This window comes from Brevibacillus centrosporus, from assembly GCF_003710815.1.
Lineage (GTDB): Bacteria > Bacillota > Bacilli > Brevibacillales > Brevibacillaceae > Brevibacillus > Brevibacillus centrosporus.
Genome location: NZ_RHHP01000002.1, coordinates 87,837 through 103,433 on the forward strand (window position 1 = coordinate 87,837; position 15,597 = coordinate 103,433).

A 15,597-nucleotide genomic window follows, 5' to 3' on the forward strand; every position below is an offset into this window, starting at 1 on the left:
CGTTAAAAAAACCATTGGGAACAAGCCCCAATGGTTTTTATTTGAACAGCCGAAACAAATAAGTCGCCAGGGAAAGCACGATGCTGATGACAATACAAGTGACCACCGGAAAGTAGAACCTCACGTTTTCCTTTTCGACCACGATGTCACCAGGCAAGCGGCCAAGGGGGAAAAAACGTCCGCCTATCTGCCACAAGAGCCCGATCACAATCAAAATGGCACCCCCGATAATCAAAAGCTTGGCTATCGGATTCACGCTTTCATCTCCCGACCAAAATGTTGGTATGCGCTAGGGGTCAGGACCCTTCCGCGCGGTGTACGCTGCATAAAGCCAATCTGCATCAGGTACGGCTCGCAAACGTCTTCGATCGTTTGTGATTCCTCGCCAATGGTTGCCGCGATCGTATCCAGCCCGACAGGCCCGCCGTCAAAACGCTCGATGATGGCCAAAAGCAGCTTGTGGTCGATATGATCCAGTCCGCAAGCGTCGACCTGCAGACGCTCCAGCGCTTCCTTGGCAATTTCCGTCGTGATGACGCCTTCCCCTTTTACCTGCGCGAAGTCTCTGACGCGCTTCAGCAATCGGTTCGCCACACGCGGTGTGCCTCTGGACCGTTTCGCGATCTCTTCCGCGCCGCCTTCGCGGATCACTACCTGTAGGATATCCGAAGCGCGTGAGACGATAAACGCCAGCTCGGGAACCGTGTAAAACTCCAAACGATTCACCACGCCAAAACGGTCGCGCAGCGGTGCAGACAGCATACCAGCACGTGTCGTAGCGCCTACCAGTGTAAACGGCGGCAGATCCAGGCGAACACTGCGTGCGCTCGGCCCTTTCCCGATGATGATATCCAGGGCAAAATCCTCCATGGCCGGATACAAAACTTCCTCAACGCTGCGGTTCAGCCTGTGGATCTCGTCGATGAACAAAACGTCGCCTTCTTGCAAATTCGTTAAAATCGCTGCCAGGTCACCCGGTCTCTCAATCGCTGGCCCCGAAGTCGTGCGGATGTTTACGCCGAGTTCGTTTGCAATGATCTGCGACAGAGTCGTTTTCCCCAAGCCAGGCGGGCCGTACAGCAGCACATGATCCAACGATTCTTTGCGCATTTTGGCAGCCTCGATAAAGATCTTCAGATTTTCCTTTACGTGCTGCTGTCCAATGTATTCGTTTAAATAGCGCGGGCGCAGGCTAAGCTCCGCCGCATCCTCTTCCCAATCCATTTGCGTCGTAATAATTCGCTGGTCCAAGATCCTACCCCCTCATGAGCAAAGCAAGCCCTTGCTTGATGAGCTTTTCCACACCATCGCCTTCTTTGGACTTTTCGGAAAGCGCATTTCTGATTTTTTGCAGCTCGCCATCCGAATAGCCGAGGGCGGTCAAGGCATCTAAAGCTTCGTTTAAAGCAGACACAGCAGACTCTCCTGCCGTCAAATCCCCTGCCGCTACATTCAAAATTGCAGATGGTGTATAACCGACCAGCTTATCCTTCAAATCCAAAATAATACGTTGCGCCGTCTTTTTCCCGATACCCGGGAATTTCGTCAAATACGTCACGTTTTCCTGTTGGACAGCCATGACGATTTGCTCTGGTGTCGCAGCAGCGAGAATCGCCAGCGCACCTTTTGGGCCGATCCCGTTCACATCGAGCAGCTTGCGGAACAAGTCACGATCGTCGCGCGTAGCAAACCCGTAAAGCAGGATCGCATCCTCGCGTACATGATGATGGGTGTACAGCTTCGTCCTGCTTCCTTCATAGCGGACAAACTGATACGGATTCGGGCAGAACAGACGATAGCCGATCCCTCCCGTCTCAAGCACTATGTATTCAGAATCCAGGTAACACAATGTACCTTCGACAAAATCAATCATTTCTGAACTCCCTCCGAAATGGAAATGAACGCGCGGAACTGAGCGTGCGTAATGGCAATTCCCAGCGCATCCGCCACATCGTCAGGCTTGGGCACTTCCTTTAAGCGCAAGAGCAGCTTCGTCATTTCCTGAATCTGTTTTTTCTCTGCTCCCCCGTAACCGGTCACAGCCTGTTTTACCTGCATGGGAGTGTACTCGTATACGGGCACACCTGCCAGCTCTGCTGCGAGCAAGATCACGCCACGCGCTTGGCCTACTGTGAAGGCAGTCGTTACGTTCTTGTTGAAAAAGAGCTTCTCTACGGACATTTCATCTGGCTGATAAGTGCTTATCAAGCTTTGCATCGCTTCGAAAATCTGTTTCAGGCGCAGAGGAACAGGCAATCCCGCCTCGGTCTGAATGCTTCCGTACTGTACAGGACGAAGCTGGCTTCCCTGTTTATCCAACACCCCAAATCCTACAATAGCAATACCGGGGTCAATTCCTAAGATGCGCATGGCCCACACTCCGTGTACAAAGATTCTACCTTCTACTGTAACACAAAGCACCAAAAAAGCGAACGTGCATTTCCATTCCATCGAAGAAAACTTGACAATGACAAGCAACGGATCATTTTATCTGGACATGGAAAAACCCGCCTCCTGTTCGGAGACGGGCCATATACGGTGTCTTTTTGTTAGTGTTTGTTCAGTCCCTCCAAATCTGACACATCATGCTGCATGTGAGCGTAGTCGTCGACGCCGCTCTGCATCTGCTCCTGGATCATGTTGATCTGCCGGTAGTTTAGCTTGTTGTGTCCTTGATTTAATTGAACGTACAAACGCTGATGGAACTGGTCTTTATAGCTACCTCTGGGCATAGAAGACATGCTAAAAGACTCCTCCTTAGGATCACCGTATGAGAACAGTATGGCGCCTCTGCCCGCGAGTTATGATGGCAAGATTTTCTCGTCATTCGTTCGTTCAAGTGGAGACACTACCTTAGGTGGAGGTGTTCTGCGTGCGGCTAGTCAAGCTGCTTCTGATTCAGAGCCTGTGGTTCGCTGCTTTATGGATGACTATACCGGGCAAGGCTCAAGCGAGTTCCGCAAACGAGATCGTCATTTCTGTCTCTGTTTCACCAGACTCGCCCTTCGTTTCTACCCTGGTCTTTGAAAAATCTCACCCGCTTATTCGCGAGCTCAAACGCACTCCTACTATCCCAGCCAAGATTTCTTCTGAATGGGTCCGCGCCAAGATGAAAATAAACGGCCGCGCCCTGATCTACGATTATCACGGTCAGCTCTTTGACATCAAAAAGTCACGACAATACCTTTTGTCTGAAGAAACGAAAAGAAGCCTGGAGTTTCTCGTTCAGACGGTTGAAAAGGCTCACTTCGGACAACCCGTACCCTGGGATAAAGTAAAGCATTCCTTCGGCCGAATGAAATACGCAACCGTCATCGATCTGGAGACAGGGGAGCGCTTTTCCGTCCAGCGCAGAGCAGGCATTCGGCATGCTGACGTCCAACCACTCACGCGCTCCGATACCCACATCATGAAGCATATATATCAAGGAAAATGGAGCTGGAAACGACGTGCCATCCTGGTCGAGGTCAACGGTATTTTCTATGCTGCTTCCATGCACGGAATGCCTCATGGGGCTGGTGCTATTCAAGGCAACGACTTCCCTGGACATTTTTGCATTCATTTTTCCGGAAGCTCTACTCATCGACGTATCGAGCCCAATCCCAGCCATAGCCTGATGATTCTCAAAGCCTCCGGTTCCCTGCCACAGGCGATCTTGGAGGCAGGACCAGAAGAGTTGGTCGGGTATTTCCTCACCTCGCTGAATGAACACGATGCTCACACGTTGCGGATGACCACAGCGGGCACTCCCTTGCCTACCTTTCTGCGTGACATTGATTCTGTGCACAAGCCAGAGGATATTCAGCCCTCTGACCCCGCTGCTCTCATGATCGTTGACATCCCAGTTCGAGTCGAGTATTCACTGCGTTCTGGCAAAACAGGCGCAGGATTATGGCACTTTCTTCTCATGCGCTCTGCCCCTTGGGAAAGATGGCAGATCATCGATGTTTCCACCTAATAGCCCTCTTTCGCAATGAGGCTGCCCCGCGGGGCAGCCCTTTTTATTCCGCGCTCAGCTGAAATTCGCCATATGTGGACAGAACGCTGTTGTACTCAGCCAGATCCCGCACGCGTATTCCTCGCTTTAAGCTTTCCACTTCTTCTTTCGGAAGGCTAGCTTCCATCTTCTCCGTATTGATCCGGTAAAAGGTCTGTACGACCTCCTGATCGGCAGGCAGGCCGTGGAACAGCGTCAGCATTCCGTCCGCAGACAAGCCAAAATGGCCATTCTCTTTACACTCGGGTGAAATATCATGCTCTCTCTTCAGCAGAATCATCTTGGAAGCATCCGCCGCAACGATCTCCCACCCTTTGTAATCTGCCATCGAATCCGCGATGTGATTGAGTGCTACTGGTTTGTGCTCCTCGTCTCGAACGCCACATAAATAGCTGCGAGTGAGAACCAAATTATAGGAATTCCCAGCCGCTTCTAAGGATCTGCCTGTGCCACCTGCAAGTAATTGAGTCAGGGATGCCGATTCCTTGCCACCGCTTTGTGAAAGGACAACTCCCAGTATCAGCCCTGTAAAAAGGGCAATACCCCACGATGCATACATCATCCACTTTTTGATCATGATTCGATTGAACCCCTTTATACGCCTTTTCTCCCTATTCTCGCCAGTAAAAAGGGCCTACATACCCGATACTCTCAAGATTCGTAATTTACAACAAATTCATGAGTAATATCTACCAATCCTATAATTCTAGTGATAAACTTATTTTGCTTGGTATTATTGTAAAGTTATGGAGGTCAACCCAAAAATGAAAAAAGCGAACAAGCACATGCTGACTGCGTGTCTCCTCAGCACATCTTTGATCGTAAGCGCTCTGACGTTCTCTCAAACCCCTGTCAGCGCTCAAACCAGCTCCACCCTCAAGCTCCGCCTGTTGGAAACGACAGACATCCACACCAACATTGTCAACTATGACTACTATCAAGATAAGTCTACTGACGAGTTTGGTCTTGCCAAAACAGCAACACTGATCAAAAAAGCCCGTGAAGAAGCAAAAAACAGCATCCTGATCGACAACGGTGACTTGCTCCAAGGAAACCCGCTCGGCGATTATGTTGCCAAAATTGATCCGCTGAAAGACGGCGAAACGCACCCCGTTTACAAAGCGATGAACCTCCTGGACTACGACTTGGGTAACATCGGCAACCATGAATTCAACTTCGGCTTGGAGCATCTGGAGCGCAGCATCAAAGGCGCTGACTTCCCGTACATCAACTCCAACGTGTATGTAGATGACAAAGACAACAACCCAGCTAACGACAAAAACCTGTTTACGCCATACCAAATCCTCGACCGCAAGTTCAAGGATGAGAGCGGCAAAGAAGTTACCTTGAAAGTCGGCGTGATCGGATTTGTTCCTCCGCAAATTATGCAGTGGGACAAGGCAAACCTCGAGGGGAAAGTCGTTGCCAAGGACATCTTGGAATCGGCAAACAAATACGTGCCAGAGATGAAGCAAAAAGGCGCTGACATCATCGTAGCCGTAGCTCACTCGGGACTCGGCCCTGTTGAATCTGCTGCCAATCTGGAAAACGCAAGCTACCAGCTGAGCAAAATCGAAGGCATCGATGCTATCCTTTTCGGTCACTCTCACCTCGTGTTCCCAGGCCCTGGCTTTGAGAACATCGAAGGCGTTGACGGAACCAAAGGGATCATCAATGGCAAACCAGCTGTTATGCCTGGCTACTGGGGGAACAACCTGGGTGTAATCGACCTGACCCTCACTCAAGAAAACGGCAAATGGAAAGTGGCAGATTCGGCCTCCAAAGCTGTTCCAATCTATGACAAAACAAACAAAGCTTCCTTGGCTGACGCTGACCAAGCGATCCTCGATGCCGTGAAGGAAGATCACGATCACACAGTGGAGTGGGTACGTTCTGCTGTAGGTACAACCACTTCCCCAATCTTCAGCTATTTTGCACTGGTTCAAGATGACCCATCGATCCAAATCGTAACCAATGCACAAAAATGGTATGTTGAGAAAAACATCAAAGGTACCGAATACGATGGCATTCCAGTCTTGTCCGCAGGTGCTCCATTTAAAGCAGGCGGTCGCAATGGCGCAAGCTACTACACTAACATTCCTGCTGGAACCATCGCGATCAAAAACGTATCTGACCTGTACATCTATCCAAACACGCTGAAGGCTGTAATGATCAATGGATCTCAGCTGCAAGAGTGGCTGGAGCGCTCCGCTGGCCAGTACAACCAAATTGACGTGAAGAAAACCGAAGAACAGCCTTTGGTCAACGAAGCTTTCCCTACTTACAACTTTGATGTAATCGATGGCGTAACCTACCAAGTAGATGTTACGGAGCCATCCAAATACGCAATCGACGGCAAGCTGGCTGACGAGAAAGCAAACCGCATCAAAAACCTGTCTTACAATGGAAAACCAGTGAAGGCGGAAGACAAGTTCATCGTGGTAACCAATAACTACCGCGCTGGCGGTGGCGGTAACTTCCCTGGTCTGGATGGCACAAACATCGTGATTGATTCTCCGGATGAAAACCGTCAAGTTGTGATCGACTACATCCTGAGCGAAAAAACGATCAACCCTGCTGCAGACCAAAACTGGGCATTTGCTCCTGTAAACGCAAAAGTGAATGTAACGTTCACAACGGCCCCAGAGGCAAAACCATTTGCAGAAAAAATGACCAACCTGAAATACATCAACACCCTTGAGTCGGGCTTTGCGAAATACAGCATTGACCTGTCCAAACCAGCCTCCAAATAAGGCAAAGAAGCTGATGGCATCAACGCCGTCAGCTTCTTTTTTTCACCCCACGAAATGGTACTGTCCCCAGGGTGATCGCTGAAAGATTTGCTCTCCTGACTGCAAGAACGCTTGACGCTCCCGCAGAAGCTTTCCTTCCATTTGAACAAGCTGCAGTACTCCCCGCATGTGATAGCCAGGGCGATTGCTGTACAACCCGGTGACCTCGCGCAGAAAGTTATCGGGATAGCGCAGCAATTGATGCACTGTCCAGATTTGCGTGTCACTCAAATAGTTTACTTTGCTATAGGCTTCGATCGCTTCGACAAACGATCCGATCCGATACTCCTGGAGCAGAAGCATTCTAGACATCAATTGAACCAGATCGACCAGCTGCACGTCATGCCCTACAGTATCCAGATCAATGAGATAACAGTTGCTCCGGGGAGTCAGCAAAAAGTTATGGCTCGCTACATCACGGTGAGCCAGCGTCCCTCTCTCTACAGCAGAAAACATCTCAGGCGTCAAAGGCAGCTTGTATGCGGATTGCAGCATGTCTTGACCATCCTGGATGATGGCATGCGTCATCTGTTGGATGACCTGCTCCAGTTTGTTTTGCGGGCCATTTTGCTCAATGCCCCACGTAATTCTTTCGAACTGCTCGAGTCTGCTTTCCCACTTGTCGAGTAGCGCAGACTTGCCTTCATACGCATAAGTATGCGAGACGGGGAACCCTTGAGCGGCTACATGAAAGCGCGCAAGGGTCTCAGCCGTCTTTTTCACATCAAAGAGGGATGCATTATCCGCTTCTCGTCCGTCAATCATTTTCATGATCGTAAAATAGCGGTCCTCATACGGAAAAATCGTTGATCCCCCTGCATCCGGTACATATTGCACCGTATGCATAAACCCTTTCTCCCGCAATGCTTCGGCGAGCTGCGTTACCCATACTGCTTTATCCAGTTGCTTATAGCCCTTGATGATCCAGTGACCCCGGTCGGTCTTCAGCAAATTCACATTTCGTTTTGGCTTAACGGCGTGAACTTGACAGCGAAACGCTTTTTCAAGAGATGCTATTAGCCCTTTGTTCATACTGGAACCGTTCAGTATGACGAAGATTCTTCGTGCCCATCGCCCCAATGCGGCCATAGCCCTGTGTCAGGCATGGAAGCCAGCCGAGGAGGTGGTGGGAACATCATGTTGTTCGGGTTCACTTGCCCGCGGTCTCTCTTATAACCGCGACTAGGCTTTCGCTGTGGGCTATCCGGGGAACACTCACAAGATGAAGATGAGCAAGAAGACTCCACCACTACTTTTGGACGCCTTGGCGGGCATGGATACGGCTGTGGCGGGAATGGCATTGGCATTGGCATCGGCATCGGCATTGGTCGAGGAGGAACTGGAGGGAAGAATGGCATGATCGGTGGTGGCCCAAACGCCGGACCAAACGGTGGTCTAAACGGCCCTGGCCCTATGCTTTCAGGCGATACTTGACCCGGTCTTGGAAACGGCATCGGCGGGAACGGGGAAATAGGCGGCATCGGTGGGAAAATTGGCCTCATCCATGGTGTTGGGAATGGTGGACACGGCGGAATTGGGACCGGCACATACTGGCGCACGGGTGCCTGCGGTCTCACTGTTGTTTGTGGCCGCACCTGTGGTTTAGTCGTTGTCTGTGGACGAACGTGTGTAGGCTGTCTCGTAGGCTGTACCTGTGGATATGGTTGGCACGGCGGGCAATAGTTCGGCGATACCGTTGGCCGTATGGGAAGTACAGGCGCTGGCGCCACTGGCGGCCGATAAATATACGGGCTCACCTGGTTCGGCCCTACGTTAGGGCGCAGTGGGCTGAGCTGGGATGGTGGCACATTGGGCTGATGCATATACGGACTTACCATGGTCGGCGGAACTGGCGGTGGTGCCGGACGTGTCTGCATCGGCGGCATAGGTGGCATCGACGGCGGCATTGGCGGCATCATCTTCTGTTTCGGAATGTTTGGCATATATGGCTTGGTCGGCGGAGGTGCAATAGGCCGCGTAGGCTGCGGCAATGCCGGTGTCAGCATTTCAGGCATGACACTTGGTGTAGGAGGAATCGGCGGCGCTTCCTTGATCGACTCCGTTGGGGCTGGCCGTGGAGCCCTTTCCGTTTCAGCCTCAATTCTTACTTCCTCTTCCTCTTCCACCTCAATTGGCCTGCGCTCAATCTCTTGAGGAACCTCCTGGCTCTGCTCTTCTTCGCGAATAGGTCTTTCTTTTACATAGGGGGATTCGCTCGATTGCCGTTGTGGTTGTCTCGGTTGTGGACGAACAGCCACACCCTTCGACGGAATCTTGATCCTCGCCCCTGGATAGATGGTATCGGGAGTCTTGATCTGACTGTTCAGTCGTAATAGCTCCTTGTAATCGACGCCATATCTCTTGGCGATCTTCCACATGGTGTCGCCTTTTTGGACTACGTGGATTCTCACTATTTCTCCTCCCTCGCGGAAACTCCCTATCATGGTATGCACCTATGGGCGTTTTGCTCCTGAGTGAGCCCTTTTCTTGAAGGGAATCTAAAAAGAAAAAAGCCAACTCTAGGAGTTGACCTTTTGCAAGTAAAATGGATATGTTCCCAATTGCCGGACCTGGCAGCCGATCGCTTCAATCTCTGCAAAGGCACCTGGAAGCAGCACATCATCCATTTTTTGTTCAATGTCGATCACAAAGAAATAGCTGCCCAACCCTTTTTTGGTAGGACGGGATTCCAGACGGGACAGGTTGATCTTTCGCCAAGCAAAAGCGGCGAGCACCTGATAGAGCGCACCCGGAAAATCCTCAGGGAGGATAACCTGGATCGTAGTCTTCTCCCGATCAGATACTGGCAGCTCAATCGGCTCTTTTCCGACCAAGACAAAGCGGGTATAGTTGTTTGAAAAGTCTTGAATATGAGGCTGCGCCACTTCCAAAGGATAAATATCCGCATTGAGGCGGGTCCCGATGGCTGCCCACGGCTCATCCGGATGTTCACTCACTGTTTGGGCTGCCAGAGCCGTACTGTTTACATTCTCCACTACAGCCTGCGGCAGGTTTTCCCGTATGAAATGAAAGCTTTGGGCAATCGCCTGAGGATGGGACATCACCCGGGTAATAGCCGAGAGCGGCAACGGCTGATCGCGCTTCGCTACCAGCAGATTCTGGGTAATCGGCATAGCCAATTCTGCGAGGATCGGCAAATCAACCTCATGAATCAACCAATCCAATGTGGAGTTCACAGTGCCTTCAATCGAGTTTTCGATGGGTACAATTCCGTAATTCACTTCGTCTTTAGCTACTGCATTCAACACTTCAATAATGCTCGGATATGGCACGTAATCCATTGGCGTCCCGATCGGTATCGAACGGGCAGCCTCTTCGGAAAACGTCCCTCTTGGCCCGAGAAATGCGAGTTTGTTCAGCATGGCGTTTCTCCTATCCATTTTATCTACGTCTGATGGATTTCGACCTGCACGCCATGTTCATCCGGTTGCAATATCATCACACGATACGGGATGTCGTGACTGTTCATCACACTGTCTACAAATCCTTGTAATTTTTCCCGCTGTTCGTCCGTCGAGAAAAAACAAAGGATTGTCGGACCAGCACCACTCAACGCCGCACCTAATGCTCCGTGGGCTGTTGCTCCATCCAGGATGTCTTTTAGGCCAGGAACAAGCTCTGCGCGGTACGGCTGATGCAGCCGATCCCCCATTGCTTGTCCTAACAGGTCCAGCCTTCCTTGCGCCAATGCGGCCGTAAGCAGGCTGCTATGACCAACATTATATACAACATCCTGCTTGCTGTACACCTGTGGCAATACGTTTCGCGCTTTTTCTGTCGACAGAGGGAACTTTGGAATGACTACGAGTGCCTGCAAACCAGCAGGAGGTGCGATACGAATATAGGGGATTGGTGAACCAGCATTCTCAGGCATAGTAGCTACGATAATACCACCGAACATGGAGGCTCCTGCATTGTCTGGATGGCCCTCCATCTCCGTAGCAAACTGGAACAATTCTTCTCGGGTGAACGGCTCCCCAGCTAAGTGATTGGCAGCGACCAAGGCCCCAACAATCGCTGACGCACTGCTTCCCAAGCCTCTTGTCAGGGGTGCGTCACTAGAAGCGCGAATCGCGAGCTCTGGGGTTGGCAAGCCCGCTTTTTCAAAAAGCGTGCAGGCAACCTGATAAAGCAAATTGCTTTTGTCTGTTGGAGCGCCTTGCAGCTCCTTGCCCACGATTTCAATCGTTGTTTTCTCGCTAAGCTTCATCTCCACGACGGAATACAACTGGAAAGCCAGGCCCAGGGCATCAAACCCTGGACCCAGATTCGCCGTACTCGCTGGAATGGTGACCTTTACGAGGTTGCCATTCATGACCGAACTTCACTCCCTCTTTGGCTTACCAAAGCCATAACGGCTTCACGCGTGGCAGGAACGGAGCGAGGCTCTTCCCCAACCAGCCCCAGTGCGATATTCGGGTCCTTCAGTCCATTTCCGGTAAGCACGCAAGCCACTTTCGCACCCTCTGGAAGCTTACCTGCTGCTTTCAGCTTCAGAATGCCGGCAAGAGATGCTGCTGAAGCGGGCTCGCAAAATACGCCTTCGCTTTTGGCAAGCAATTGATACGCGTGAAGAATTTCTTCGTCTGTCACGCTGGCAACCAGACCGTTCGATTCGCTGATGGCATTGAGTGCGCCATCCTTGCTGGCAGGATTACCGATGCGGATCGCAGTCGCGATCGTTTCCGGATTCGGTACAGGCTGCCCATGAACCAGCGGTGCAGCTCCTGCAGCCTGGAAGCCAAACATACGCGGCAGACTTTGCGACTTTCCTGCTGCCTTGTATTCTTTAAACCCTTTCCAGTAAGCAGTGATGTTGCCCGCATTCCCTACTGGAATAGCGAGAATGTCAGGAGCATCTCCCAATGCGTCACATACCTCAAAAGCCGCTGACTTCTGGCCCTCGATGCGGTATGGATTCACCGAGTTGACAAGAGTGATCGGCTCATTCGCCGTTATTTCCCGAACAATATTCAAGGCTTCATCAAAATTGCCATCGATAGCTATGACTTCTGCACCGTACGCAATCGCCTGGGCGAGCTTGCCCAATGCGATGTTTCCGCTAGGGATCAACACGATGCAACGGAGCCCGCAACGAGCTGCATACGCGGCAGCAGCGGCCGAGGTATTCCCGGTGGACGCACACATGATGGTTGTGCTTCCTTCCTCCACCGCTTTTGCTACCGCCATCACCATACCGCGGTCCTTAAAGGATCCGGTTGGATTCAAACCTTCGTACTTCACATACAGCTCGACACCCAGTTGCTTTGACAAATTTGGTGCATGGATCAAAGGGGTATTCCCTTCATGCAAGCTAACTAATGGTGTTTTATCTGTGACCGGGAGAAATTCCCGGTAACGTGCGATAATCCCTGATTGACGATCTTGACTCATTTTTGTTCTCCCCCTTCCACGCGGTAACAGCTTTTGACTTTGGTGACGATGTCCATTTGTTCCATATAGGCGAGCACGCCATCCATGTCACTCTTCGAAGACAAGTGGGTGATCATGATGATCTCCGCTTCTTTATCGTTGTTGTACGGCTGTTGAATGACCTGCTCCAAGGAGATGTTTTTGTCAGCTAACAGCTGGGTAATTTGTGCAAGCACGCCACGCTTGTCGGCCACGACGATGCGCAGGAAATATTTCGAAAGCTTTTGGGAGTCATCTTTGAGGATTTTCTCTTTGTACGGAGCTACCATGCCCCGTCCATTTACACCGAGCTTTCGATTTTTCACGACGGTCACTAGGTCAGAGACAACAGCTGTCGCGGTTGGCAGCTCCCCCGCACCAGGCCCGTAGAACATGGTCTCTCCTACCGCTTCTCCGTGAACGTATACGGCATTAAATACGCCGTTCACAGACGCCAGCGGGTGGGATTTTGGAATCATCGTCGGCTGGACACTGACTTCGATCGCTTCTGCATCCCGACGAGCCAAGCCCAGCAGCTTGACTTCATAACCGAGCTGCTTGCCGTACGCGATATCCTCCTTGCTCACGCCGCTGATTCCTTTGACGTCGACATCTTCGAGCTTCATGGGGACACGGAAGCCCAGCGTTGCCAGGATCGCCATTTTACGAGCCGCATCATAGCCTTCCACATCAGAGGTCGGATTGGCTTCTGCATATCCAAGCGCTTGTGCTTCTTTCAGTACGTCAGCATATTCTGCTCCTTCCTGACTCATTTTGGTCAGGATGTAGTTCGTGGTACCATTGACGATCCCCATCATTTTTGTGATGCGATCGGACGAGAAGCCCTCCACCAGTGCGCGTAAAATCGGGATTCCCCCGGCAACGCTCGCCTCGTAGAACACGTCACAGCCCTTCTCCTGCGCTTTTTTCAAAATCTCAGCGCCGTGCAGCGCCATCAGATCCTTGTTAGCTGTGACAACGTGCTTGCCTCGCTCCAATGCGCCCAAGATAAAATCCTTCGCCGGGTGAATGCCCCCGATTACTTCCACGACCACTTCAATTTCCGGATCTTCCAGGATATCTGCCGGATTCGTCGTCAATTTGCCTTCCATCGCCACAATATTGCGGGACTTTTCTGCGTCCTGCACGAGAATTTTGGTGATCTCGATTCCCAATCCGGTTTGTTTTTGCAGATCCTCTTGATGTGCCTGGATGATTCGAACGACTCCGGTACCGACCGTTCCGAACCCCAACAGCCCTAGTTTTATCGTTTGCTTCTCCATGTTCTCTCCCCCTACCCTTTTTCTACCCTCTACCAACGATCATTGCTTTGCGCACGCCGGGTAGTTGTTGTAAGCCATCCAAGAATTCCGTGCTGGAAACCTTCATATGCGCCATATCAACGGACATGGAAATCGTAGCAATTCCCTGCAACGGTATCGTTTGATTGATGGTTAATACGTTTCCGCCCTGTTCCGCCATGTAGGTCAGCACTTTAGACAGTAAGCCAGACGTATGCTCCAGCGAAAATGTGATGGTCATAATCGTCTCGTTCATCATGGAGTTGAATGGGAAGATGCCATCCTTGTACTTATAAAAGGCACTCCGACTCAATCCCACCCGTTCCACTGCTTCATTCACCGTATCCACTTCGCCTGATTCGAGCATTTTTTTGGCCTCGATCGTTTTAACGATGGATTCTGGCAGGATGTCGGATCGAATTAAATAAAACTTTTCATCCCGTTTCATCCGTTGTGTCCTCCTGAGAAAAACAGTTGTTTCTTCATAGAGGACATTATAACCTTTCCAACTTGCTGTGACAATCCTTATTAGCCAATTTTTTTCATGGAATGATATTCAGTTCACTTGTGCTTACATGACGATGGCCCGCTTCGTACAGAATAGAAACGATTGATTCCACAGGAGGTGACTTTTACATGGCAGGAAGAGGTAAGTCAGACAAGTCCGAGCGTCGCAATAATCATCCTCCCGGAAAGCCGAGCGATCTTGACCAATTTGGCACGCAGACCCAGGGCAAAAAGATGGCGCAATCCCCTAACATTGTCGAGGATCCAAGCGGTAACGGATAAACGACTGCATGAAAAAAACCCGGGAGTAAGATCCCGGGTTTTGCCTTGTTGTCTGTTCTTTTACATAAAGAGATTAATATGCCAAAGAGGACAAACCATTGATGTGTGACAGGTAACGAACGTTACTTGCTTCCTTCATCAAGGAAGCAGGCAAGCCTTTCAGCTTGATTTGGCTAGCGCCGATGGTACCGATTGCATCTTTGCGTCCCAAGCTGCCCAGTGTACCGGAGAATACAGGTACGAACGTTTCCATTTTGGTACCGTTGAAATAAGCGAAGAGGTTGTAGCCTACTACTTCACCCATTTGCCATGCCAGCTGAGCTGTTGGCGGATATGGACGACCTTCTGGACCCATCACGACTGCGCTGTCTCCAGCCAGGAATACTTCAGGGTGAGACGTGGATTGCAGGTTTTCTGTGACAGTCGCGCGTCCGCGGTTTACTTCGATGCCGGATTCCGCTACAACGTGATTTCCTTGTACGCCACCCGTCCAAACCATGGTTTTCGTTTCGATGGTGTTGCCGTCTTTCAGAAAAACTGTGGTTTCTTTCATTTCCGTTACTGGTACCCCTGTCAGGAAGGTCACGCCGCGTTTCTCCAAGCTTGTTTTTGCGCGTTCAACCAGCTCAGGAGCAAAACCAGCCAGGATGGACGGACCAGCTTCCACACAGTACAAGGATACGTCTGCGAAGTCTACGCCATGCTTGTGGCACAGGGTAGGCAGCATATCTGCGAATTCCCCTACCAACTCGATCCCCGTCAGACCGCCACCACCGACAACGAAAGTAGCATCTGCTTTATCCTTGCTTTCTTTGTAAGCCACGATGCGCCCTTCTACGTGTGCACGCAGGCGGTTTGCTTCTTCTACAGACTTCAGGGTAAAGCTGTACTCTTGCAGTCCTGGAATGCCGAAGAAAGCTGTTTCGCTACCCAGCGCGACAACAAGTGCATCGTATTTAATGGACTCGCCACTCGCCAAAGTGACACGCTGCGAATCCAAGCCAATTTTTTCAACCGAGTCGATAACCAGGTTAATGTCTTTGCCACGCAGCAATCTTTCCAAAGGCAATGCCACGTTTTGCTCAGACAGGTTGCCTACTGCCAAACGGTGCAATTCGGTGATGATTTGGTGAGTAGGAAAACGGTTTACAACCGTGATAGTAGCTTCTTCAGCTGTCATGTATTTGCGGGCAGTCAATGCGCTCAACAATCCGCCGTAACCGCCGCCCAGAATCAAAATATGCTTCGACATGCGTTGGTCCTCCCGTCCTTGTCTTTCGTTCGT

Annotated in this window: 17 protein-coding genes; 3 read left to right on the forward strand and 14 right to left on the reverse strand. The window is 50.9% G+C overall.

Annotated elements, in window-relative coordinates:
• Positions 1–37: 37 nt before the first annotated feature.
• From EDM55_RS03675 to EDM55_RS03695, 5 genes are all read right to left on the reverse strand, one after another.
• The gene (locus EDM55_RS03675; protein WP_092269490.1) at positions 38–256 is read right to left on the reverse strand and encodes a DUF2905 domain-containing protein; all 219 of its coding nucleotides are present in this window, start codon (positions 254–256) and stop codon (positions 38–40) included.
• Positions 253–1,251: a Holliday junction branch migration DNA helicase RuvB gene (gene ruvB / locus EDM55_RS03680; protein WP_092269493.1), complete on the reverse strand. Its 999-nt coding sequence runs from the start codon at positions 1,249–1,251 to the stop codon at positions 253–255. Before ruvB ends, EDM55_RS03675 begins: the two co-directional genes overlap by 4 nt.
• 4 nt (positions 1,252–1,255) lie before the next feature.
• The gene (gene ruvA / locus EDM55_RS03685) at positions 1,256–1,873 is read right to left on the reverse strand and encodes a Holliday junction branch migration protein RuvA (RefSeq protein WP_122959644.1); all 618 of its coding nucleotides are present in this window, start codon (positions 1,871–1,873) and stop codon (positions 1,256–1,258) included.
• Positions 1,870–2,370, reverse strand: a complete 501-nt coding sequence (gene ruvC, locus EDM55_RS03690; RefSeq protein ID WP_092269729.1) for a crossover junction endodeoxyribonuclease RuvC — start codon at positions 2,368–2,370, stop codon at positions 1,870–1,872. The genes ruvA and ruvC overlap by 4 nt, the downstream gene beginning before the upstream one ends.
• A gap of 179 nt (positions 2,371–2,549) precedes the next feature.
• Positions 2,550–2,741, reverse strand: coding sequence for a hypothetical protein (locus EDM55_RS03695; protein ID WP_092269499.1), 192 nt, complete (start codon positions 2,739–2,741; stop codon positions 2,550–2,552).
• Between the two features lie 131 nt (positions 2,742–2,872).
• On the opposite strand from EDM55_RS03695, the gene EDM55_RS03700 reads away from it, so the two are divergent.
• Positions 2,873–3,958 (forward strand): hypothetical protein, encoded by a 1,086-nt coding sequence (locus EDM55_RS03700; RefSeq protein ID WP_246070952.1) that lies wholly within the window; start codon positions 2,873–2,875, stop codon positions 3,956–3,958.
• A gap of 43 nt (positions 3,959–4,001) precedes the next feature.
• Here the strand turns inward: EDM55_RS03700 and EDM55_RS03705 are convergent, their stop codons facing one another.
• Entirely contained in the window at positions 4,002–4,574 is a 573-nt protein-coding gene (locus EDM55_RS03705; protein ID WP_092269502.1) for a BofC C-terminal domain-containing protein, read from the reverse strand.
• Positions 4,575–4,761: 187 nt separating this feature from the next.
• On the opposite strand from EDM55_RS03705, the gene EDM55_RS03710 reads away from it, so the two are divergent.
• Entirely contained in the window at positions 4,762–6,750 is a 1,989-nt protein-coding gene (locus tag EDM55_RS03710; RefSeq protein WP_122959645.1) for a bifunctional 2',3'-cyclic-nucleotide 2'-phosphodiesterase/3'-nucleotidase, read from the forward strand.
• 42 nt (positions 6,751–6,792) lie between these two features.
• Here the strand turns inward: EDM55_RS03710 and EDM55_RS03715 are convergent, their stop codons facing one another.
• The 7 genes from EDM55_RS03715 to EDM55_RS03745 all read right to left on the reverse strand — a co-directional run bounded on the left by EDM55_RS03715 (position 6,793) and on the right by EDM55_RS03745 (position 13,971).
• Entirely contained in the window at positions 6,793–7,821 is a 1,029-nt protein-coding gene (locus EDM55_RS03715) for a YutH/CotS family kinase-like spore coat protein (protein WP_122959646.1), read from the reverse strand.
• An 11-nt stretch (positions 7,822–7,832) separates the two neighbouring features.
• Positions 7,833–9,200, reverse strand: a complete 1,368-nt coding sequence (safA, locus tag EDM55_RS03720; protein WP_122959647.1) for a SafA/ExsA family spore coat assembly protein — start codon at positions 9,198–9,200, stop codon at positions 7,833–7,835.
• A gap of 108 nt (positions 9,201–9,308) precedes the next feature.
• On the reverse strand, positions 9,309–10,172 hold the full coding sequence (gene pheA / locus EDM55_RS03725; RefSeq protein ID WP_122959648.1) for a prephenate dehydratase: 864 nt from the start codon (positions 10,170–10,172) through the stop codon (positions 9,309–9,311).
• 23 nt (positions 10,173–10,195) lie between these two features.
• Positions 10,196–11,125, reverse strand: a complete 930-nt coding sequence (gene thrB / locus EDM55_RS03730; RefSeq protein WP_092269517.1) for a homoserine kinase — start codon at positions 11,123–11,125, stop codon at positions 10,196–10,198.
• Entirely contained in the window at positions 11,122–12,204 is a 1,083-nt protein-coding gene (thrC, locus tag EDM55_RS03735; RefSeq protein ID WP_092269520.1) for a threonine synthase, read from the reverse strand. Before thrC ends, thrB begins: the two co-directional genes overlap by 4 nt.
• Positions 12,201–13,505, reverse strand: a complete 1,305-nt coding sequence (locus tag EDM55_RS03740; RefSeq protein ID WP_122959649.1) for a homoserine dehydrogenase — start codon at positions 13,503–13,505, stop codon at positions 12,201–12,203. The genes thrC and EDM55_RS03740 overlap by 4 nt, the downstream gene beginning before the upstream one ends.
• A gap of 22 nt (positions 13,506–13,527) precedes the next feature.
• The gene (locus EDM55_RS03745) at positions 13,528–13,971 is read right to left on the reverse strand and encodes an ACT domain-containing protein (protein ID WP_092269527.1); all 444 of its coding nucleotides are present in this window, start codon (positions 13,969–13,971) and stop codon (positions 13,528–13,530) included.
• Between the two features lie 188 nt (positions 13,972–14,159).
• On the opposite strand from EDM55_RS03745, the gene EDM55_RS30150 reads away from it, so the two are divergent.
• On the forward strand, positions 14,160–14,312 hold the full coding sequence (locus EDM55_RS30150; protein ID WP_170184398.1) for a hypothetical protein: 153 nt from the start codon (positions 14,160–14,162) through the stop codon (positions 14,310–14,312).
• A gap of 73 nt (positions 14,313–14,385) precedes the next feature.
• Here the strand turns inward: EDM55_RS30150 and EDM55_RS03750 are convergent, their stop codons facing one another.
• Positions 14,386–15,564 (reverse strand): NAD(P)/FAD-dependent oxidoreductase, encoded by a 1,179-nt coding sequence (locus tag EDM55_RS03750; protein ID WP_092269530.1) that lies wholly within the window; start codon positions 15,562–15,564, stop codon positions 14,386–14,388.
• Positions 15,565–15,597 lie beyond the last annotated feature (33 nt).